Genomic DNA, 21,092 nt, shown 5'->3' with positions numbered 1-21,092 from the left:
CGTTTTTTATTCTATTTAACGAAGGTGTGTGTTGATATTTAAACTCCTAATCAAGATCGATTCGTTACTAACATCGAGGACATTAATACCCGTATTATCCTGAAAAATTTTGCGGTAGTTTGAAAAAGGCATTCCAAGTATACCCGCAAGAAAGAAGCGGATGGTATTATTATGAGCGACAACCAGGACTGTATCTTCGGGATGTTTTTCTCCTATTTCTTTAAAAAAGGAGGACGCTCGCTCATACATTTCACGTGCCGTTTCACCTGTTCTACCTGCTCTCGTCTCCCACGGGTTTGCCATCCAGTTCTCCCATGATTCAGGATCCTGCGCAATAAATTCTTTCTTTGATCTTCCTTCCCACTCTCCAAAGTCACCTTCATAGATTCTTTCATCAGTTTGAATAGAGAGCCCAGCATCTCCTAGAATAATTTGAGCTGTATCACGCGCTCGAATTAATGGCGAAGCATATGCGAAATCGAATCGAACACTGTTCAGAAAGATTCCAGCATCTTCTGCCTGCTTACGGCCAATTGATGATAGACCTATATCGGTCCTTCCACAGTAAAGATCTCCCGCAGCGTTCCACTCACTCTCACCGTGTCTTATAAGGTACACTCGTGTCATAATGATTCCCCCAAGGTGTTATTATCTCTATTTATCACAAGCAATCTCTCTTACATACATCATTCCCTTCATTATGTCTGTCACAAATGATGTATGCAAGTACTGCTCACTATAAGAAATCCGCCAGCACATATGCTAGCGGATTAGATTCTACTAAATGACTTGTAAACCTGCTTGGTTAAGAAAGTTCCATGGCTTATTAAAGTGAGGTTGGAAGAAGAAATCAATGAACCCTAACTCATCGACAGTCATGTTGTTTTGGATACAGACTGACAGTGTATTAATTGATTGTGTTACATCTGCTTTAGAGATGACCTGTGCACCTAGAATTCTTCGACTTTCATCATCATAAACTACCTTAAGCGTAATCACTTCATAGTCTGGCATAAATTCAGGCCTGTTGTTTTCTTCTATTGTGATTGTTTTCACATTCATACCCGCAGAAAATGCGGCTTTTTCAGTTAAGCCTGTGGAAGCCATGCTAAGATCAAATAGGTGCAATCCTGATGTTCCCTGTGTACCCATATATTTAGTCGTCGGTTTAACAATATTACGTCCTACAAGCGTTCCCATTCGTACAGCATTTGTAGCAAGAGGGATATAGGCATGCTCACCAGTTGGGTTGTAGCGGATCGCGCAACTATCACCTGCAGCGTATATATCTTTTTTGCTGGTTCTCATATACTCGTCCACTATGATTGCTCCATTTGGTAACATATCGACCTGACCTTTAACAAGTTGAGTATTTGGACGAAAACCTACACAAAGAATAACAAGATCTGATTCATATTCTCCTTTGGAAGTGACAACTTTTGATACGTTTGTATCTCCTTCAAAGCGTGTTACTGTTTCATTCAGTGCGAGACGGATACCTCGATTCCTAAAGTCTTCTTCAATAACCTCTGTAAATTCAGGGTCTAGATACTTGCTTAGGATACGATCCTCACCATCTATCAACGTTACTTCCTTACCATACTTCTGAAAAGCTTCAACTAGTTCTACCCCAATGTATCCTGCTCCAATAACAGTTACTCGCTTTGCGTCTTTTGCTCGCTCGATAATCGTATTAGCTTGATTATAGTTCTTAGATAAGAGTATATTATTAAGCTTAATACCTTCAATTGGAGGGACAATCGGCCAAGAACCAGTAGCCATCACAAGCTTATCGTAAGTGTCATCAAGTTCCTCCTCTGTTTCTAAGTTTTTCACTCGAATACGCCGATTGTCTGTATCAATATCAAGTACTTCATGTCTCATCTTCATCGTAACACCCATCTCCTCTAACTTCTCAGGAGATGAATAGAACAGACCCTGTGGATCTTTCACAACCCCTCCAACGTAAAGGGCAATGCCGCATGATAGAAAAGAAACATTATCATTTCGTTCGTATACAGTAATTTCCGCTTCTGGGTGAAGATTTGCTATATTTGAAACTGCTGCTGTTCCAGCATGAGTACAACCTACAACTGCTACTTTCATTTCTCATTCCTCCTAATACAATTGTGAATTATTTCACATAATAGTAAATGAGAATGTGATGTATTTCACAATTTCTATATTTTTAGTATATAGCTTGAGTTAATACTTCGCAACAACTTTGCTCACCATTTCACATAACGTTCAAGAATAGGTTGAAGCAAAATACTGTCCCCTTCTATTTGGTCGCGTTAGGATAGAAACTAGAAGCTTATACTAACGATTAGAGATAAGAAAAAGGAGTTGCTCTTGCCTTGATAACATTAAGCATTCTTGATCAAGTTCCAATACCAAAAGGAAGTAATTCATATACGGCACTAGAACAAACGCGTGAACTGGCACTTCTAGCTGAACAGCTTGGCTATCATCGTTATTGGTTTGCTGAACATCATAGCACAAAGGGTCTAGCAAGCACTGCTCCGGAAATCATGATGGCGCACATAGCTGCTTCAACCTCTCGTATTAAAGTAGGTTCAGGAGGCGTACTGCTACCACAATATAGCCCTTTTAAAGTTGCAGAAAATTTCCGGCAGCTTGAAGCGCTTCATCCTAATCGGATCGATCTTGGCGTAGGTCGTTCACCAGGTGGAACAGCTAAAACAAGACTCGCCCTTACTGATGGCATCAATAAAAGTCTAAATGAGTTCCCCCGCCAATTAACTGAGCTATCTCATTATCTTACAGACTCCATTCCAAGTGGGCATGACTTTACTGGAATTAAAGCAGCGCCTCATACGGAAACTCCTCCAGCACTTTGGCTATTAGGTATGGGTGAAAATAGTGCTGAGCAAGCTGCTGATCTTGGAATTGGGTATGTGTTCGGGCATTTCATTAAGCCTACTCGAGGTAAAAATACATTAAACACCTACTATGAAAGGTTTCAATACACTTATTATCATCCCAAACCTCAAGCAATTATTGCGATTTTTGTAATATGTGGTGAAACAGATGAGCATGCTGAGGAGCTTGCGCGAAGTCAAGACCTTTGGCTTCTTAGGGTTGAGAAAGGTCTCGATAGTCGCGTTCCTTCAGTAGAAGAAGCCAAAAATCACTCCTATACCAAAACAGAATTGGAACGTATACAGAATAACAGGAGAAGAATGGTTATCGGCTCACCCCAGACCGTTAAACAACAACTGCACGAACTTTCAAACCGTTATCAAACAGAAGAATTCATGGTGCTTACGAATATACACAGCTTTGAAGAACGGAAAAAATCCTATGAACGTCTTGCTCGCATCTACCTTTAATTACAAATAAATAACCCCCCTGGTTAGAAATCAGGGAGGAATTTGTTTTTATTCTTATTATACTTGAGAATGACGAAGCTTATAAAAATTATATAAATTTTTAATAGTTACCTTAACAACTGAATACAATGGAATCGCAATTAACATTCCAATGAATCCATAAAGTGCTGCCGCTACGATGAGTAGCAAAATGATTGTTAATGGATGAATATTAAGTCGACTTCCTAATACAACTGGCGCCACAAGGTTACCTTCAAGCTGTTGCACGACAACCATAATAATAAGGACATAGAATGCCATAATGGGATCCTGTGTCAATGCAACAACAAGAGCAGGGATCACCCCAATAATTGGTCCAAAGAACGGTACTACTGCCGTTACTGTTACGAATAGTGCAAGGATTAAAGCATATGGAAGTCCGATAATCAAATAGCCAATATACATAAGGCTTCCATCAACGATAGCAACAATAATTTGACCGATAATGTAGGCAGAAAGTGTTTGATTAATATTGTGCAGAATCTTCTTTCCCTCATCTTTATGGTTCGTTGGAATAAAGTTTAATAGGAACGGTCTAAGTTTGTGATCATCTTTAAGGAAGTAGAATAGAACAAAAGGCACGATGATGAGAACAGTTGTAGCACTTGTAAGTGCCCCAACGACCTGTGTAATATGGTCTCCAAGATTCTGTGTTAAATCGCCAAGGTAGCCGGTTGCTTTTTGCCTAATGTTCTCCATTGAAAGCATGCCCATATCATTTTTTTCAATTGCTTTTTCAGCTTCGTCTGCCGATTTTTTCAATTTCTCAGGTAGCTGTTTTGAGATCTCAGATACTTGCTTCTGAATTGGATTTGCAAGAAAAGTAAATGCCCCATATAGTAACCCAGTAATACTAGCAAATACAAGTATAATTGCAACAATATCTGTTACATAAGGCAGTCTTTTCACAAACCTTACAATAGGCTTAATTGCATAATACAAAAATCCAGCTATTAAAACTGGATAAAACAAAGTCCCAATGATGGTTTTGACAGGCTTCAATAGATTAAGCTCTGTTAAGAAGAAAAAACAAATAAGAACCAAAATAATACCAGTTATATATTTAAAGAAATCGTGTTTAATCCACATAGCTTGTCTCCTCTACTAAAATAATTACCACTCCATTCATATACCACACATCTCTCTATTCTTAACTACTATAAAGAAAATAGTAGAATTAAGTTTTATAAGAAGATTTTTGTAGTTAAATAAACGTTTGTTTAAGGGAGTTATTCTTAAACAAACGTTTATTTAAACAGTAAAAAAGACACCTATCTAGGTGCCCTTTCTCATTCATCTGTTGATTCTTCAACCATTTTTTCTAAATCTGAAATCGTGCTACCTTCAAAACGTTTGCCATCAACATATAAAGATGGTGTTGAAGTTACACCGAACTCCTCAGCATAAGCGAGATCTGATTTAACTGCTTTTTCTCCAAGACCTTTTTCATAAGCATTCATCACATGTGCGGTCTCTTCTTCGCTCACTAGACCACCAAGTGTTTCTTTCAAAAACGCTATAGTAAAAACATCCTTCTGTTCTGAGTTCTTTGGTTGCTGATCATAAAGCACATGATGAAACTGCCAGAAAACATCATTACCAAGCTCTTCGTACACAACTTCAGCAAATTCAGCGGTACGCTTTGAATCCACGTTAATAAAAGGATAATTGATGAAGTAGAATTTAACTTTACCTGTAGCTATTAGCTTCTCCTGAATAAGAGGGAAGAAAGATTGATTAAAAGATTTACAAGATGGACACTTATAATCACCAAACTCAATAATCTCAACTGGTGCTATTTCGTCACCTAAATAGGGTTGATTTTTCATCATTGACTCGTTGATGTCAGAAGATTGATTAAGTAGAAAGAGAAAGATTAGAGGAATAGTGAGCCCAAAGATTATTATTGACCATTTAACACTTCTCTTTAATTTCTTCTTAGCCATTCATTCACTTCCTCATTTATCTTTCATTACGGTGTTTTGTTGGAACTTCAGCGTCCATCCTTTATTAATTAAGTAGTGACGAAGACTATATGGACCTCCCCCACTTAAAAAGAGTGACAAAGACATCGCTAGAAGAGCAATATCAAGTTCATACCCTCCTAGCATACCTGTTGAACGCTTTACTAAAATTAGCGCTCCAATTAGTATTGAAGAGAACAAAACGCTTACGACTCGTGTCCCTAATCCCACGATCATGAGAATCCCACCTACTAACTCAATTAACCCAACCACATATGCCAAAAATCCAGATAAACCGATCGTTTCAAAAAATGCAACCGTATTGGCAATACCTTCTGAGAATTTGAAAAAACCATGAGCGAAAAAAAGCATTCCTACTATTATTCGAATCGTTAACAACCCTAAATAGGGATAGGTTTTCATCGTTGTTCCTCCCCAGTCACAAACATTATATGACACCGTTCGACACAGTGATCCAATTAAAAGTTATCATAGAAATAGGGACGCTTGCAAAAGGACTTGGACCTACATGTTCACTGTTTCTGTCTTCTAGTCAAAGTAGAATGACGAATAATTTGATTGATAACTTCCGAGAACACTAAGCCAACTGCAATAGATCCTGATATCATGAATGCTCTTGCAGCAAGATTAATAGCACTATTGTAATCATTTTGCACAAAATTCCTCATCGCATCATAGGCAAGCCCTCCAGGGACTAGCGGAATAATACCAGCTACACTAAATATGATGACAGGCGTACGGTACATTTTAGCGAACACTTGACTAATGACAGCTATAAAAAATGACGCAGTAACGGTTGATACAACTGGATCTACGCCTGAAGCCTCCATACAATAGTAAATCATCCAGCCGCACATCCCTACAAATCCACCTTTAATAAGAGAAGATTTGGGTGCATTAAACATTAATCCAAATGCTGCACTAGCAATGAAACTTGTAATAACTTGAGCGATGATCGCCATTTTCTATCTTCCTTTCTACAAAAATGATACAACAATAGCAATACCAGCTCCGATTGCAAAAGCGGTTAGAAATGCCTCTGCTCCTTTGGAGAGGCCAGATATCAAATGACCAGCCATTAGATCTCGAACTGCATTTGTAATTAATAAGCCTGGAACAAGCGGCATAACAGAGCCGATAATAATTTTATCAAGTTGTTCACCTAAACCTGTAGAAACAAAGAAGACTGCTAGTAGTCCAATAACAAATGATGCAAGAAATTCAGAGAAGAACTTAATCGGTACGAGTCGATTAAAGAAATTCACACTAAAAAAGCCTCCACCGCCAGCTAGCACAGCTGGAACAAAATCATTCCATGACCCTTGAAACATGATGAGGAAGCATCCGCTAGCTATTGCAGCAGCAATAAGCTGCTTCGAAAAAGTATAGCGCTCGGTCATTTTATCAAGTCGATCAAGCTCAATGTGAGCATTCTGAATCGAAAGATCACCACTACTAATCCTTCTTGAAATACTATTAACTTTTGTCACTTTATCAAGATCTGTTGTCCGTTCTGATATGCGTATGAGCTGTGTTTTTGAAGGTTCAGGACCTTCAAGCGAGAAAAAAATTCCAGTTGGAGTTACATAACTATTCGAATTGGTAGCTCCACAAGCGTCCGCAATCCTTGTCATCGTATCCTCCACTCGATACGTCTCTCCGCCATTCTGCAACATTACTTTGCCAGCTAACAGACATACTTGGATAACGTCATAAGTATAACTCGATTGATTTTCCATTTACTCGCTCCTGACAAACCTTACCTGTTAATGCTTACTGCTTCTTAGTTTATATGAATGGTATATCTAATATCAAATAGAAATATAGAGTGAAACTTCCATCAGAGGGGTTCATTCCCCCTGATGGTTAGTTGAACCAATCGGACCTTTAGGGGCAGTTTCCCCCACCTAAACGTCTTGAGTGACTTACATTTTTAGGTGGGGTTTTACTGAAATTGCATAAGAAAAGCGCAGGTCAGAGCCTGCGCTTCTCCTAATGAGATATTCTTTGCATTTTTGAATAGATAGACATATAGGTATTCGACTCCTCAAGCTTCCCCATCTCGCGGTAGACCTTTGTTAACCATTGAACTGGAGTAGGGTCTGTTGGATGGAGCTCCATTTCCCAATCGAAGCATGTAATTGCCTCATCATACTGTTTCAGCTTATGATAAAGCTTGCCGAGCTGAAACTGCTTATCGGGATTATCCTGAATTTCTACCATGGTTTGTATAGTTGATAAGATGGCGAGATTCTGATTCCCTTCATATAGAGGCTTAAGCCAGTTATATACGTAGGTTAGTCCATATTCGTTTAGCATTCTTGGTATTAAGGTATGAAGTAACCCTTCAAGGAGAACACGGTTTTCTTTGATACGTAGGCAGTCTTGAAGTAAAAGGAGGTTAATTTTGGTGAAATCTGTTTCTTCTTCATGAAATGCTTTCATCAATAATTCACTTTCACTAGCTGTAAAAGCAGCTTTACGGGCGGTAAGTAAATTAATGGCTTCACTTGTCTTTTTTAAATACATAAGAGCTTGAAATGCTTTTTCTCGGAGGATTTTATGTTGAGGTGCTTCGTCATACATGTTCCATAGAAGAAGGGCGGATTCCGATTCAGTTAACGAATCTTCGATGATCGTGAGCGGATCTCGTTCATCCTGGTTGGATGAATGGAGGTATAGATGAAGGCGCAATGCGGATAGATCTGTGGTTCGCTTATCCTTTTGAAACAATGATTCGAGATACATATGGTTTTTCTCAAGTTCATTATAAGCAAGAATTTCAGAATAGAGCGGATCAACTTCGCGTAGTTCAGTATCTTCTACATCATAAAAACTTCTCATTTTTTGATATTCCAATTTACGAGTCAGTTCTTGGGCCCATTTATTAGTCGGATCAAAATGAAGGAGTATGGCAAGAATCTGGAACGCTTTACGCAGTTGCCCATTTCTTCGATATTCATAAAAGTGTTTTCGCATGAGTTTAATAAGAGTATCAGTGGAGAGAAAAGAATCAAAGTAAGAGAAAATAAAAGATGTTTCTTGGGGAGTATAATGCTTTTGAACAGATTGAAAGACCTGTTTTGTGGATTTTAAAAGCAGAGTTCTATCAGCTAGAAAATGATTAATTAGTGGGTGTGGAGCTTGCAGCACAATTCCTTTTTGAAAAGCTTTTTCAATAAGTGAACCATTCTTCACGTCTACCGTCTTTCCAGTTATAAAATCATCTTTATAAAAGAAAAGATAAAATTTACTACCATTTGATTTTACGGCCTCAAGAATTTTCATTCTATGATGTATCGCAAGCCGCTCGACACGTAATTGGACAGGTCTTTGATTCGAGATAACTGTAACGTTTTGCTGTTGCTCGATCATTGATATCCCTCCCGGGCAGAGCTGATTTTGATGCTTCCACCTTTATTTTACCACTCTGTACCTGATGAAGAAAGAAAACAATATATGATATACTCGAGAAGGTAGTTATAATCGGTTTGTATTCATTTACTAATCTCTTCCACTCTTGAAAGAATTCGAAGTAGAAGGGATAATTGGCTATTTTTACAATGTCAGATTTTCTGACATAACCTTTCTGCCTTTTAATAAAAACAATGTATAATTGGCTATTGTGATGAAAAGTGTATCCTCAGAGTCTAAATGCGATTATTATTTGCATTTTTTTATAACCCATAGTCGTTTTTAAGTTAGATTGTGTGCAGTAGAGGGAAGGTAACTACTAACCTTCTTAATTAATACTAAACCATTATAGAAAGGACCTACATATGGATATTTTAGAAAAAATCGTTTCATTTGGTAATGATTTAATCTGGTCTAATGTGCTTATTTTTATCCTGATTGGTGTTGGGCTGTACTTTACAATTCGATCTCGATTCGTTCAATTTCGCCTATTCGGTGAAATGTTCCATGTTCTTACTGAAAAGGACACAATGAAAGGAAGAAAGAAATCTGTATCTAGCTTACAGGCTTTCTTCATTAGTACCGCGTCCCGCGTTGGTACAGGGAACCTTGCTGGTGTAGCTTCAGCTGTCAGCATTGGTGGTCCTGGTGCTGTATTCTGGATGTGGGTCATTGCACTTCTAGGTGCTGCAAGTGGATTTGTAGAAAGTACGCTTGCTCAGATTTACAAAGTACGTGATGGAGATGATTTCAGAGGTGGCCCTGCATATTACATGCAGCGTGCTTTAAATGCAAGATGGCTTGGTATTATTTTTGCTGTCTTAATCACATTTAGTTTCGGACTTGTGTTTAACTCTGTACAATCAAATACGATCGCCCTTGCATTCGAAAATTCATTCGATGTTAATCGATGGGTACTCGGTGCCATTCTTACTGTTGCTACCGCCATTATCATTTTCGGTGGTGTTCGTCGAATTGCCGTTGTGTCTCAAATCATCGTTCCAATTATGGCTGGTATCTACTTACTTGTTGCAGCTTACGTACTTATCGTTAATTTCACTGAAATCCCAGCAATGTTTGCTCTTATCTTCCAGCATGCTTTCGGGTTGAAAGAAGTAACTGGTGGTGGTGTCGGAGCTGCGATGCTACTTGGAATTAAACGTGGTCTTTTCTCTAACGAAGCTGGTATGGGTAGTGCGCCAAACGCTGCTGCCACAGCAGATGTTTCTCACCCTGTTAAGCAAGGACTTATTCAGGCTCTAGGCGTGTTCGTAGATACGCTCTTAATTGCTACAGCTACTGCTTTTATGGTTATGATGTCAAACGGTTATGTTGATTCAAAACTTGACGGCGTTCAGCTAACACAGGAAGCAATGAATCAACACTTGGGAAGTGGAGCAGGTATTTTTGTAGCTATTGCCGTTCTTCTCTTCGCATTTAGTTCAATTATCGGTAACTATTATTATGGAGAAACCAATATAGAATTCATTAAATCCAGCAAAACAGCTCTTTTCATCTATCGACTTGCCGTTCTGGGAATGGTTATGTTCGGTGCTAAAGCAGGATTTGGAATTGTATGGAGCATGGCTGATCTTTCCATGGGACTCATGGCACTCCTTAACTTAATTGTTATTGCCATTATTGGTAAGGTAGCATTTGTAGCTCTGAAAGATTACCGAGATCAGCGAAAAGCTGGTAAGGACCCTCAGTTCTATGCAGATACAATCAAAGGATTGAAATCAGACATATGGACAGATCGACCTGTTAAAGATAAATCAAACTAATTTACCATTTATCACCCCTTGAACAAGATCGCCGTTTGGCATCATGCTTCAAGGGGTATTTTCTATACTAGACACAGGAAAGGAGCGTTTTAACAAATGAGTGATAATAAAGGCTTAAGTGACAAAGTGAAAGGCGCCGTTTCCAAAACGAAGGGCGAAGTGAAAGACCAGGTTGGCAATGCAAAGAATGATAGCCGCCTTCAAGAGGAAGGAAAGCGCGATAAATCAAAAGGTGAATACCAGGAACGTAAGGGAAACCTTAACGAAGATAAATAAGCATAGAAAAAGGATAGCGAGAACCGCTATCCTTTTTCTATGCTTATTATTTTTACGATCTATTCCCTAGCTTCTTCATGTTATCTTGAAGCTCTAATATACGCTTTGTACCTTCATCGCGAAGACGCTTGTTTTCGTCCTCAATTGCTCTGGTTTCTTCCATTCCCTTCACAATTGTGTTCCACGATTCTTCAATTGTTTCAATTTTTACACTCGGTCTACCAGATAACTTCGCAATTTCCACACTTTGATTGGAAATGTTCTGTGCATTATTTTTCAACATTTCATTAGTACGGCGATCAAGCTCATTCATTGAGTCTGCAACAAGCTTCTGACGTTTAGCTGTAACAGCCTGAATAACGCCATTTTTAAAAACAGGAATGGTAATAATAAAGGCCGAATTAATCTTACCGATTAACTTCGTATTTCCTCGTTGCAACAGTCTAATTTGTGGTGCTGTTTGAATGGAAACCATTCTCGCCATCTCTAGATCATAAATTCTTTCTTCGAGAGTTTGAATTGCATTATTGAGCGTGTCGAGCTCCATTTGCGCCATCTGATCTCCAGCGCTAACTTTTTGTTGAATAGCCGGAACCTTTTCTTGAAGTTCTTCAAGTTTCATTTGTCCTGCGACGACATACTTTTCAAGTTCAACATAATAATTTAAATTATGCTGATACATTTCATCTAAGGTAACGGTAGATCGAGACATCTCATCTTTATACTTGGAAATCTCAACGTGTACCTTCTCGATCTCTCCACCAAGCGTCTGGTATTTACCAAAGATCTTTTCGACCACATCATTACCTTTTTTGAAGAATTTCGAAAGAAAACCATTCTTCGGCTCCTCAAAATCTTTCTTATCGAAACGATCCATGATTTTACCAAGCTGCTTAAGCATGTTCCCAGAATCGGTTACACTAGTCGTACGCATCATCGATAGAATTTTATCTGAGAACTGAGAAATTTCGACCGCTGGTTCTTTACCGAATTCTAGTAATGCCATTTGGTCTTTAACATCAATTTCTCCTGCAAGTTTTTGAACCTCTTGCTCTCCGCGAAGCTTCAGACGTATATCATCCGCCTTCGCTTCCGTTATTTCTTCATTTTTGTCTAATGTTGTTATTCCTGTATCATTCGTCATGGCCGTTCACTCCCCTGATTATAGTTTAATGGATTTAAATAACTTTCTAAACACCGATGGTTCCTTAAAATCCTGTCGAAAAGCCATTTCTTCAAGCCAGTGAATATCAAAATGAGAGGAATCAATGTATCGTTCAATACACTGATGTCCTGGTGGATTATAGAGAATGATATCAAGTCCAAACTCATTTAATAAGTTCAAAACAACCGCGTCTGAACGTGACAGGGTACCATTCATTTCTGTATTATAGAGCACAACCTTTGGAATTTCCTGTGAATAATCAAACGTTTGCATTAAATTCACGAACTCTTCAGGTAAAGTTGTCGTCTGCGAGAATAGATACAGTTTCGTATCCTCTTCCCTCTCTGACCCTTCTGGGAGCAACTTTGGTGCTGCGCACATTCTGGAGATAGCATGTCCAATCGCTTTTTGTGTTTCAATTGGCAAATGCTTATACTGCCACCAGTTCCCTTGCATCATAAGCTCAGGATCAAGTACTCCATCCCGATTTAATGAATGTTGGTAATGGAATTTCTGATTAGCCCTCGTTTCAGTTGTAAATGGAAACTCTCGAATCATTACAGTGGATTTTGATTCACTTAAATCCTGAAGCCGATTCCAGTATTCTTTTCTATTCTCAGAAACTCCCATGATTTTTGCAAACAAAGAAGGGATATGAACTGTCCCTTTTTCAGCCTTAAAATTTGGGCGAATGAACGCCTTCTCTTTTGCAATCAAGAATAGTTCATCGTAAGTTGTCTTAAGCGTAATTGATTTAGGTGAGTAGTTTCTAAGCTGCCACGGCTTAAATAGCTGTGATCCTTCATGGTGTAGTACGGTATCCATTTCTTTTGTAGCCCTATAGGCTACCGTAGAACGTCTTTCTGGTTTCTCCATTGGGAAAGGTTCGAGCCCAACGGTTGATGGCAGAGTTTTCTTTTTGATGAAACGTTCTTCTGGATCGATAGTAGCAAAAGAATCAATACCTTCTGGATGAAAATAGAGCACATCACATCCAAGTACTATTGAATAAAGAAGGAAGTATTGCTGACTTTTAGATGCTTCTCCGTACCAGACAATCCCGGGCATTTCAATTTGGATATCCGATTCCTTAAGCCAAGGATCAAGATGATTCCACGTCCATTTCATTAAATCAACCAGTACCCTACGAAAATCAGGATGATTAAATCCATCTTTATGATGTTGTTCAAACAACTCAAGAATTGTAATTAAGGACTTTCGTATGTGGCGGTGCATTGTTTGATCTGGATGAGATGGAATAAGCGTCGCACCTTCTAGAAATGCTACGAATCGATTAGCAGACAACCCATTTTCTTTCTGATTGATCGAGTGGATCGATTGGATAGCCTGAAGACGTTCTGGCGTGATCACCTTATTCAATTCTTCACTTAAAACGTGAAATTTCTCTGATTTATAAAATTCATGTAAATGAAGAAAGTATTCATTCTCATCATAATAGCTCCCCAGAAATCTTCCAGCTATCTGATTTATGATTAACTCCTTGCCGTTTTCATAAGGATTACGTTCTGGAAACGGCTTGAATAGTAAATTATTTAAATTCTCATCATCTAATGAAGCATTCTTGATAAGAATCCGTTCATAGTGACTCATGATGTTCTCCCCGCTTTCTCATTCCTTTCCGGCGACCAGTGTGGCTTTAAAGCCCTCAATAACTGTCTTTATAGGATCGAATATGAAACAGTCATGTTCTTCAGAATGGTTATCTATTAAACTATTATTCATTCCAATATAACATCTTCTATAAAACAGAATAACATACTATTTCTTCCATCATTAACAAATTTACTTTAGTTATAATGTTGAATGTGATGCAAGTTGACCTAGAATAGACTCTATTATTTCTTCTGAAGCCTTCATGCCACTTTGTTTTGTTCGGCGTAAATCCGGATAAGTCTCTAAAACCTCACCATGTGCTGGTGCATAGCCATCATCACCATTTTGAATCAGGTCGTAATCAAGTAAAGAATCGCCTGCTGTGTGAATGTATGTTAAAGATAACTCTTTCTTTAAATAGTCTACTGCATTCCATTTGTTCACAGGGGCTGGAACGAAATACAACTTTCTTCCTTGTAAACTAGGTTGCCACCCCTGCTCTCTTGCCCAGTCGAACAAACGAGTAAGTTCTTCTGAAGGTACTTCGTCTCGCTTAATGATTAAATACACAAAAAGGTGATCTGCATCCCTTATTCGCTCAATCCAGTTTCCTTTCACAAGGGATTCGAGTTTATTCACAAAGTCATCTAGAGGTAAACATTTCTCTAAACAACTTTTAATATGATCAGACCAATCTTGAAGTATTTCTCCATTTCTTAGAATATGACCACCATTACTTGTTACCACGTATTCTGGTACAATCTCATCTTGAAAAAGTGAAATACGACGATATTGCTCAATCGTCCTCGTTGTAACAGGAATGAAATGCATTTCCTTATTTATGGTGTGCAGTAATCCTTTTGTTTTGTTCGATATATAGGAGATTTCTTTTCCTTCGAGCGTTTCAATCAATTGAAAGTCTTCTTCACTGAACTGTTTCATCAATTTATTAGAATATATTAACGTGCGATCTAAATCGCTTGCGAATGCCCTCATTATTCTTGCTCCAATGGTTTAATCAAACCACAACACGAGTATGACATGCCTGTGTATTCCTCAATTGGAACCCCACGGTCTCTTGCAAGAACTAAAATATGCTCAAGGTTCATCTCAGCATCTGGGTGCACAAGAATTTTCCATGGGACGCGACGCAATAGTACACGCGTCGTTTCTCCAACACCAGGCTTAATAAAATTCGTATTTGCCATACCATAATCACGCTGAATGTTTTCTATAGATGTAAGACCTTTCCACTGAGGCTTTTGAGATTCGTTCATGATTTCTGACAATCCTTTATCGACTTCGCTCGCAATTAGTGGAAACTGTGTGCATATCGTATCGACATATAGATTGGATACATCTTCTTCTAGAAGCTCAGAGTAGTATTTCCCTCCATGAAAATCACCTTCGTTAATCCACTTCGAATTAAGAACCGTTCGACTCACAAGGCCTGAAACAGTAGAATTCAAACAAGCACTTGGAATTAGAAAATCCTCTCTTGTTCCATACAATTCCGAGCAGTCCCCAGGATCTGCAAGTACTGCGAGTTTACTTGATAAATTCGTTCCATTTGATTCATTGTAATGAGCAACAGATTTCGTTAACTCGTTCGTGATAGCTCCTTTTCCAGTCCATCCATCAACAAACGTGATTTCATGGTCAGGGTGTTGTTTACGAATATAAGTGAGCGCTTGATCATCGATTCCTCTATCGCGAATAATAGAGATACTATAATGAGGAAGTTCTCTATTATATTTAAAGGATATATAGCGTTTAATTAATACGCCAATTGGTGTTCCTGCACGGGCAAGCGATACGAGAGCTACTTGAAAGCCTCTCTCTGCTATAATTTGCTCAGCTACAATACCTACAGCCACAGCCACTTTATGCTTCGTATCTTCTAGAGAATGATAGAATAACGACATGTATTCGTCAGTCGGTTTGTATTCAATTGGAAGCATTTCGGAATAATGCGTTCCCTGCTGAATCGCCTGTTCCCGTTCCGTTGTGCTTTTTTCCATGCTGATCTCAGATAAATCTTTAAGCAGGAACGTTACGTCCTCGTCAGGATAACTCCCCATTTTCTTTACCTGTGTATGCAATTCTTCCACCTCTTTCTTCACGAACACGTCACGATATGAATTTTGTTAATCTTTCTTTCAGCTAATAAAGAAGTAAGACTTTGCGCTTCTTCTTCTGATACCTCTTTCTCAAACATGATAACAGCGCGGTCGTATTTCCCAACCGGAATGTTATATACATAATGCTGAACGGACTGATCTTCAGGATTAGGAAAAGTAAATCCACTTCGAATAGCATATCCTTCTGAATCAACAGGCTGGACAGGACTTCGTGTTGTTGAATGATAATAGATGTCCCCGTGCAGGTAGGAAGCGATCTTCATCGGTATATACATAAACTCTCCAGTTCCGAGACATAAGGTTTTTCCGCCCTGAATTTCTCTGTTTAATTGATTCGATGCATTCTGACAGGATTCCTCTATCTTTTCTTTAACGGAATCATCAATACCAAAGCGACCGCTGTCTGCTAGATAGCTAGAACCTGATAAATGACGGAAGTGAGCAGAAAGATCATGCCGCTTTACCACTGCTCCATTCAGTTTTGATATACTAGAATGAAACTCGTTAATAGGCTCCTCAAGAGGTTTCCCCTCAAAAGAGATCGTCCCCTTTAAGAGAGAATGAACGGTGATGGTAATGTCTATTTCTTTTTCCAAAGCCCTATACTGATTAATGTGCTCTTCGGAACGCCAGTCTAAAAGAGAGAGTACGGAATAATGATTGCGAGGATATTTGGCGTGGAGCTCTTTAATAATATTCAAGCACGTTTTCCCTGTTGTAATTTCATCATCTACTAAAAGAATAGGATGAGCTTTTCGCAATATTGATTCATCAGCATAACACCGTTGGTCCACTGCGTGCGAGTGCTCTTCTTTAAAATTAAATTCCGGTGTTAGCTCGTCAACTGCTTCCCTAGTGGTGTGGATATAGTAAGCTTGATCAAAGCAATCAAACACAGCGTGTCCAAGTGCTGTTGCTGTCTCCGCAAATCCGATTACAATAGGTGCATCTTGAAGTTTCAGAGGCTTACTCTTTAATAAGTCATATGTTTTTCTAAGCTCTTCCCTCTCATTAGAAAGAAAGCCATTCCTCACATCTTGTATGTGCTCTAAAGGCGTGTTCATCACACTCTCATAGTAAGATAAGGCAAGTAACCCAGACGCAAGCAGAGGTTTATAAGGATCTACTGGGATATGCTTCCCGAGCATCTTGCTAACAAACAAGAAACCTCTCTTTTTATTTATTCTTGCAGCCATGTTAAAAAATTCATCAACCGGGATAGTTAGCCTGTTTTGAGTAACGTTCAGATTCACGCTCATCTCCGACAAGATTGGAAAATGGTATTGTGTCGGTAAGCATTTTGAGGAAATTGTACTGTTCATGATACACCCCGTATATGTCAGATTTAGTTATGATCTTCATCGCCCATTTGTAGTGCGGTTTAATTTCATTCATTTTATTATAGGAAGCGCTCTTCAATACGCCAACTTCTCCACTAGCGTTCTCAATAATGCTCAATGCATCATGATATTCCTCTTTAGTAACGACATTCACGCTTTGTACCACCTTAATGTGGGAGGGGTGAATGACCGTTTTTCCAGTTAGTCCATTTGATAAATCAAGCAGAGTTTCATTAAGAAGCCCCGCATTATATTCGTTAACTTCTGATAGAGCATGGTTTAAACCGTCTTTTTTACTATCGAAATACTCCCACACAGGACCAGATACAATAAAGTCCCTTCCGAAGTAATTCACTACATCAGAGATGAAATCTCTCATTATTGATATGTCATAAATAGGCGTTTGAGCATTTCGTCGAATACCGTACAGCCCACAAAGGTCTGTTGCACCTATTCGCACATTAAGAATAGAAGACTCGTATTTTTGAAACAGCGAAGACAGGTACTGAAATTCCTTAAACCTGGTTTCTTTATACATAAGCTCAGGCGATTCTAGAATTGGCATACTGTACAGTCGTACACCACATTTATTAGAAGCTTCTTCAAGAGCAGAGAAATATAATTCAGCGTTAGATGATGAAATTTTCGGGAATACAAAGCCTGTTAAATACTCTATAGAAGTTCCGAGCCTCTCAGATACTTCACGCAATTGATTAGCTGAACGAACGCGAATAAAGATAAGTGGTAACTCTCCTATGGTTACGACACCTTGCATAACCGCTCGTTCTATTTCCTCAAAATGTGCAATAGTCTGATCGACTGCTTCTGCAAGGCGGTTATCTCCCACTGCATCTTCAAGATCGAGAACAATGGTACTAACCTCTTTGTATTTCTGATTAATAATCAATCCAGATATGTCTCTCCTGATAGCAGGCATATAAAGAGCAGCGCCAACAGCATAGGAGAGTTTTTCTTTTGCATCGTATTTCGTTATTGGAGAAGGCTCTTTAAAGAAAACTTTTTGTTTCTCAGAAGCCGAAAGGTATTGAAAATATTCCATTATCGTCACCCCCTACCCATCATCTTTGTTCAAATAGTTGTATTTTATCGTAAAAAAAGAAGGAGAACACTTATGTCTCCTCCTAATCTTGCTATTCATTCTCTTTAGCTGATGCCGTTTCTTCCGCATACGGACGATTTCTGTTGTTAAAGTAATGAACAACGAAAGTTCCAAGGAACGCAATGACGATAATGCCAAAGAATGCAACGTGTGGTATTTCGATATGAAACACACTTAAGAACATTTTTAGAGAAATAATTGCAATCAAAACGAATGCTGTATTCTCCATCTCAGGTACTTTTTCAATTAGCTTAAGGAATACGCCTGCTACTGTTCTCATAAGGAGAATACCAATCATACCTCCAAGTATTAGAACCCATACCTGTTCAGATATCGCAAGTGCAGCCAGAATACTATCAGCTGAGAATGCAATATCCATTAGTTCTACTGAAATAACAGTTGCCCAGAACATACCGAACGTACGAACAAGCCAGCTGTCTTTCTTCATGCCATTTGTGCCTTCTTCTTCACCTTTACTTCTAAAGTGTTGAATAACAATAAATGCAAGGTAAGCTGCACCAAAGACCTTAATCCACCAGAATTTAATCAAGTACATTCCTATTCCGATAAATAAGAAACGGAAGAAATAAGCTCCAATTAGTCCATAAGTTAGAGCTTTTCTTCTTTTTTCTGGTGGTAGGTGTTTAACCATAACGGCAAGAACCAGTGCGTTATCGGCTGAAAGTAAACCTTCTAAAAGAATTAGCGTACCAATCAATCCCCACGCAACAGGGTCAGTTAAAACTTCTCCCCACATTTCCCAATCAAAGAATGAGGCATATGTGTTAAGAATTTCTTGTAAGATTTCCACTTGATGTTTCCTCCTAATGTCAACTAGCTAAGCCTTACGTTAAACGTCTAGGCCATAATTTCTACAAAGGGAAGCAAGTCCGCCAGAGAACCCACTACCGATTGCGTTGAATTTCCATTCGTTACCGTGGCGATAAAGTTCACAAACGACAACAGCCGTTTCTATTGAGAAATCTTCGCCAAGATCAAATCGCAACAGCTCTTCTCCAGTTGATTCATCTGCAAGACGAACAAATGCATTCGATACTTGTCCAAAGTTCTGGTGACGCGTCTCAGCATCATGAATGGTTACCGTAATACCAATTTTATCTACGTGAGATGGAATTTTGAAGAAATCTACGATAAGTTGTTCGTCATCTCCATCACCTTCACCAGTACGGTTATCTCCGGTATGAATGACCGATTTGCTCGGATGCTCCAAATTGTTATAGAAAATAAAATCTAGGTCATCCTGACATCGATTATTAGCATCAACTAAAAACGCAGATGCATCAAGATCAAAATCTGATCCGCCCTGATATTTATTCGTATCCCACCCAAGTCCTATGAGTCCTTTAACGAGTCCAGGATTTGTTTTCGTTAAATCAATTCTCTGTCCTTTTGATAATTGAATACCCAATGTCATCCCCCAATTCGCGTTTATATTGGAATGGCAAGAGGGCTTAGCCCTCTTGCCACAAAGAAGAGTTTATCCGACTTGCAAACCAAAATCAGAAGCGATTCTTGCAAGACCGCCTTCATAGCCTGATCCTACTGCAGAGAATTTCCATTCGCCGTTATGGCGATATAATTCTCCAACAATAATAGCTGTTTCAATCGAGAAATCTTCTCCAAGGTCATAACGAATGAGCTCTTCATTAGAATCTTCATTAACAATTCGCACAAATGCATTGGATACTTGTCCAAAGTTCTGGTTACGAGCTTCCGCATCGTGAATTGTAATAACAAATGAGACTTTTTCAACTGTAGAAGGAACGTCTTGAAGGTGAACCTTCACTTGTTCGTCGTCGCCAGCGCCTTCTCCTGTACGATTATCGCCAGTATGAACGACTGAGCCGCCGCCACCTTCAGTCTGGTTATAGAAAACAAAATCTTTATCAGATGCGCATTTACCATTGCTATCTAATAGGAATACACTTGCATCAAGGTCAAAGTCATTTCCACCATCGTATTTGTTTGTGTCCCAGCCAAGTCCTACAATAACCTTTGATAGACCAGGATTCGTTTTTGTTAAATCTACTTTTTGTCCTTTTGATAATGATACAGCCATGCTATTCAGCCCCTTTTAGATTTTTAAGTAGTTTAGTATTTCTTTGCAATGTCGCTTAAGCCAGCGTCATTCGTTCCATTACCAATCGCCGCGAACTTCCATTCAGAACCGTGACGATAAATTTCTGCTACAAATAGGCTCGTTTTACCAGAGTAGTTGTCTGTGAGATTGAACTTAATTAGCTCTTCTTGATTCGATTGATTCACTACACGGATAAATGCATTCTCAATCATGCCAAAGTCCTGTTTGCGTTTCACTGCATCATAGATGTTAACAACAAAGACTAACTTCGTAATACGCTGTGGGACTTTGCTTAGATCAACCAAAATTTGCTCATCATCGCCGTCTCCAGCACCTGTTAAATTATCACCTGTGTGGTTAATACTTCCACATGCGCTTTTCAGGTTACCGAAGTAAATCAAATCTTTCTTCGAAGTTAGCTTGTCATCCTCAAGCATTAGAAGGGAAGCATCGCAGTCAACGTCAGCTCCGCCACCGCCGCCTCCGAATAGACCGCCTAGAAGGCCGCCACCTTTCTTTTGCTGAACAGGATCCCAGCCAAGGCCAACCATGATCTTCGATAAGCCTGCATTTCCTTTTGTTAAGTCGATTCGTTGACCTTTCTGCAATGAAATCGTCAAATCGTATCACTCCTATTAATAGATTAAAAACAAGTATGATGTAATAACTAGTAATCTTAATTTTATAGTGCCTATTTTGTTATACGTGCCTAGATTTCAAAAGTTTCAAGTTTCAACAAAATAAATACGTTTTTGAACAA

General features: G+C 38.9%; 21 protein-coding genes. 3 read left to right on the top strand and 18 right to left on the bottom strand.

Annotation, left to right across the window (positions count from 1 at the left end):
• Nucleotides 1–15 precede the first annotated feature (15 nt).
• Together FBF83_RS17200 and FBF83_RS17195 are read right to left on the bottom strand one after the other, a co-directional pair.
• Nucleotides 16–627 (bottom strand): histidine phosphatase family protein, encoded by a 612-nt coding sequence (locus tag FBF83_RS17200; protein ID WP_136948387.1) that lies wholly within the window; start codon nt 625–627, stop codon nt 16–18.
• 153 nt (nt 628–780) lie between these two features.
• Complete coding sequence (locus tag FBF83_RS17195) at nt 781–2,106, bottom strand: CoA-disulfide reductase (RefSeq protein WP_136948386.1); 1,326 nt, start codon at nt 2,104–2,106, stop codon at nt 781–783.
• A 251-nt stretch (nt 2,107–2,357) separates the two neighbouring features.
• On the opposite strand from FBF83_RS17195, the gene FBF83_RS17190 reads away from it, so the two are divergent.
• Nucleotides 2,358–3,353 (top strand): LLM class flavin-dependent oxidoreductase, encoded by a 996-nt coding sequence (locus FBF83_RS17190; RefSeq protein ID WP_136948385.1) that lies wholly within the window; start codon nt 2,358–2,360, stop codon nt 3,351–3,353.
• A gap of 57 nt (nt 3,354–3,410) precedes the next feature.
• On the opposite strand, the gene FBF83_RS17185 is transcribed toward FBF83_RS17190, so the two are convergent.
• The 6 genes from FBF83_RS17185 to FBF83_RS17160 form a co-directional block, all read right to left on the bottom strand.
• The gene (locus tag FBF83_RS17185; RefSeq protein WP_136948384.1) at nt 3,411–4,481 is read right to left on the bottom strand and encodes an AI-2E family transporter; all 1,071 of its coding nucleotides are present in this window, start codon (nt 4,479–4,481) and stop codon (nt 3,411–3,413) included.
• Nucleotides 4,482–4,681: 200 nt separating this feature from the next.
• Complete coding sequence (locus FBF83_RS17180; RefSeq protein ID WP_136948383.1) at nt 4,682–5,338, bottom strand: DsbA family protein; 657 nt, start codon at nt 5,336–5,338, stop codon at nt 4,682–4,684.
• A 12-nt stretch (nt 5,339–5,350) separates the two neighbouring features.
• Nucleotides 5,351–5,779: a DoxX family protein gene (locus tag FBF83_RS17175; RefSeq protein WP_136948382.1), complete on the bottom strand. Its 429-nt coding sequence runs from the start codon at nt 5,777–5,779 to the stop codon at nt 5,351–5,353.
• Between the two features lie 110 nt (nt 5,780–5,889).
• Nucleotides 5,890–6,339 carry a threonine/serine exporter family protein gene (locus FBF83_RS17170; protein WP_136948381.1) on the bottom strand — a complete coding sequence of 150 codons (450 nt, stop codon included), beginning with the start codon at nt 6,337–6,339 and terminating at the stop codon, nt 5,890–5,892.
• A gap of 15 nt (nt 6,340–6,354) precedes the next feature.
• The gene (locus tag FBF83_RS17165; protein WP_136948380.1) at nt 6,355–7,116 is read right to left on the bottom strand and encodes a threonine/serine exporter family protein; all 762 of its coding nucleotides are present in this window, start codon (nt 7,114–7,116) and stop codon (nt 6,355–6,357) included.
• 253 nt (nt 7,117–7,369) lie between these two features.
• A complete protein-coding gene (locus tag FBF83_RS17160) occupies nt 7,370–8,752 on the bottom strand; it encodes a tetratricopeptide repeat protein (protein ID WP_136948379.1) in 1,383 nt (460 codons plus the stop codon).
• A 404-nt stretch (nt 8,753–9,156) separates the two neighbouring features.
• Between FBF83_RS17160 and FBF83_RS17155 the strand changes: the two genes are divergently transcribed.
• Both FBF83_RS17155 and FBF83_RS17150 read left to right on the top strand, forming a co-directional pair.
• Nucleotides 9,157–10,575, top strand: a complete 1,419-nt coding sequence (locus FBF83_RS17155) for an alanine/glycine:cation symporter family protein (protein WP_136948378.1) — start codon at nt 9,157–9,159, stop codon at nt 10,573–10,575.
• A 96-nt stretch (nt 10,576–10,671) separates the two neighbouring features.
• Nucleotides 10,672–10,851 carry a CsbD family protein gene (locus tag FBF83_RS17150; RefSeq protein ID WP_136948377.1) on the top strand — a complete coding sequence of 60 codons (180 nt, stop codon included), beginning with the start codon at nt 10,672–10,674 and terminating at the stop codon, nt 10,849–10,851.
• Between the two features lie 52 nt (nt 10,852–10,903).
• Here FBF83_RS17150 and FBF83_RS17145 read toward each other — a convergent pair whose 3' ends face one another.
• From FBF83_RS17145 to FBF83_RS17100, 10 genes are all read right to left on the bottom strand, one after another.
• Nucleotides 10,904–11,995 carry a toxic anion resistance protein gene (locus FBF83_RS17145; protein WP_136948376.1) on the bottom strand — a complete coding sequence of 364 codons (1,092 nt, stop codon included), beginning with the start codon at nt 11,993–11,995 and terminating at the stop codon, nt 10,904–10,906.
• An 18-nt stretch (nt 11,996–12,013) separates the two neighbouring features.
• Complete coding sequence (locus FBF83_RS17140) at nt 12,014–13,627, bottom strand: YceG family protein (RefSeq protein ID WP_136948375.1); 1,614 nt, start codon at nt 13,625–13,627, stop codon at nt 12,014–12,016.
• A gap of 201 nt (nt 13,628–13,828) precedes the next feature.
• Complete coding sequence (locus tag FBF83_RS17135) at nt 13,829–14,626, bottom strand: HAD family hydrolase (RefSeq protein WP_136948374.1); 798 nt, start codon at nt 14,624–14,626, stop codon at nt 13,829–13,831.
• The gene (locus FBF83_RS17130; RefSeq protein ID WP_136948471.1) at nt 14,626–15,711 is read right to left on the bottom strand and encodes a cysteine protease StiP family protein; all 1,086 of its coding nucleotides are present in this window, start codon (nt 15,709–15,711) and stop codon (nt 14,626–14,628) included. The genes FBF83_RS17135 and FBF83_RS17130 overlap by 1 nt, the downstream gene beginning before the upstream one ends.
• Before the next feature lie 38 nt (nt 15,712–15,749).
• On the bottom strand, nt 15,750–17,030 hold the full coding sequence (locus FBF83_RS17125) for a phosphoribosyltransferase family protein (protein WP_136948472.1): 1,281 nt from the start codon (nt 17,028–17,030) through the stop codon (nt 15,750–15,752).
• Complete coding sequence (locus tag FBF83_RS17120; RefSeq protein WP_136948373.1) at nt 16,981–18,171, bottom strand: HpcH/HpaI aldolase/citrate lyase family protein; 1,191 nt, start codon at nt 18,169–18,171, stop codon at nt 16,981–16,983. The genes FBF83_RS17125 and FBF83_RS17120 overlap by 50 nt, the downstream gene beginning before the upstream one ends.
• A gap of 91 nt (nt 18,172–18,262) precedes the next feature.
• Nucleotides 18,263–19,042, bottom strand: a complete 780-nt coding sequence (locus FBF83_RS17115) for a TerC family protein (protein ID WP_136948372.1) — start codon at nt 19,040–19,042, stop codon at nt 18,263–18,265.
• 39 nt (nt 19,043–19,081) lie between these two features.
• Nucleotides 19,082–19,660, bottom strand: coding sequence for a TerD family protein (locus FBF83_RS17110; protein ID WP_136948371.1), 579 nt, complete (start codon nt 19,658–19,660; stop codon nt 19,082–19,084).
• Between the two features lie 69 nt (nt 19,661–19,729).
• Nucleotides 19,730–20,311 (bottom strand): TerD family protein, encoded by a 582-nt coding sequence (locus FBF83_RS17105; protein ID WP_136948370.1) that lies wholly within the window; start codon nt 20,309–20,311, stop codon nt 19,730–19,732.
• 32 nt (nt 20,312–20,343) lie between these two features.
• Entirely contained in the window at nt 20,344–20,952 is a 609-nt protein-coding gene (locus FBF83_RS17100) for a TerD family protein (RefSeq protein WP_136948369.1), read from the bottom strand.
• Nucleotides 20,953–21,092: the final 140 nt, after the last annotated feature.

Origin of the sequence: Guptibacillus hwajinpoensis (assembly GCF_005144865.1) — a bacterium.
Classification (GTDB): domain Bacteria; phylum Bacillota; class Bacilli; order Bacillales; family Guptibacillaceae; genus Guptibacillus; species Guptibacillus hwajinpoensis_A.
The sequence above is the reverse complement of the archived record's forward strand: the minus strand, read 5'-3'. Positions and strand labels throughout refer to the sequence as shown.

What these genes read in the sequence shown, in the direction of transcription:
- FBF83_RS17185 (WP_136948384.1), bottom strand. Translation starts at nt 4,481, where the DNA reads ATGTGGATTAAACACGATTTCTTTAAATATATAACTGGTATTATTTTG.
- FBF83_RS17165 (WP_136948380.1), bottom strand. Translation starts at nt 7,116, where the DNA reads ATGGAAAATCAATCGAGTTATACTTATGACGTTATCCAAGTATGTCTG.
- FBF83_RS17125 (WP_136948472.1), bottom strand. Translation starts at nt 17,030, where the DNA reads ATGAGCGTGAATCTGAACGTTACTCAAAACAGGCTAACTATCCCGGTT.
- FBF83_RS17200 (WP_136948387.1), bottom strand. Translation starts at nt 627, where the DNA reads ATGACACGAGTGTACCTTATAAGACACGGTGAGAGTGAGTGGAACGCT.
- FBF83_RS17180 (WP_136948383.1), bottom strand. Translation starts at nt 5,338, where the DNA reads ATGGCTAAGAAGAAATTAAAGAGAAGTGTTAAATGGTCAATAATAATC.
- FBF83_RS17195 (WP_136948386.1), bottom strand. Translation starts at nt 2,106, where the DNA reads ATGAAAGTAGCAGTTGTAGGTTGTACTCATGCTGGAACAGCAGCAGTT.
- FBF83_RS17170 (WP_136948381.1), bottom strand. Translation starts at nt 6,339, where the DNA reads ATGGCGATCATCGCTCAAGTTATTACAAGTTTCATTGCTAGTGCAGCA.
- FBF83_RS17160 (WP_136948379.1), bottom strand. Translation starts at nt 8,752, where the DNA reads ATGATCGAGCAACAGCAAAACGTTACAGTTATCTCGAATCAAAGACCT.
- FBF83_RS17145 (WP_136948376.1), bottom strand. Translation starts at nt 11,995, where the DNA reads ATGACGAATGATACAGGAATAACAACATTAGACAAAAATGAAGAAATA.
- FBF83_RS17155 (WP_136948378.1), top strand. Translation starts at nt 9,157, where the DNA reads ATGGATATTTTAGAAAAAATCGTTTCATTTGGTAATGATTTAATCTGG.
- FBF83_RS17140 (WP_136948375.1), bottom strand. Translation starts at nt 13,627, where the DNA reads ATGAGTCACTATGAACGGATTCTTATCAAGAATGCTTCATTAGATGAT.
- FBF83_RS17150 (WP_136948377.1), top strand. Translation starts at nt 10,672, where the DNA reads ATGAGTGATAATAAAGGCTTAAGTGACAAAGTGAAAGGCGCCGTTTCC.
- FBF83_RS17105 (WP_136948370.1), bottom strand. Translation starts at nt 20,311, where the DNA reads ATGGCTGTATCATTATCAAAAGGACAAAAAGTAGATTTAACAAAAACG.
- FBF83_RS17130 (WP_136948471.1), bottom strand. Translation starts at nt 15,711, where the DNA reads ATGGGGAGTTATCCTGACGAGGACGTAACGTTCCTGCTTAAAGATTTA.
- FBF83_RS17120 (WP_136948373.1), bottom strand. Translation starts at nt 18,171, where the DNA reads ATGGAATATTTTCAATACCTTTCGGCTTCTGAGAAACAAAAAGTTTTC.
- FBF83_RS17135 (WP_136948374.1), bottom strand. Translation starts at nt 14,626, where the DNA reads ATGAGGGCATTCGCAAGCGATTTAGATCGCACGTTAATATATTCTAAT.
- FBF83_RS17175 (WP_136948382.1), bottom strand. Translation starts at nt 5,779, where the DNA reads ATGAAAACCTATCCCTATTTAGGGTTGTTAACGATTCGAATAATAGTA.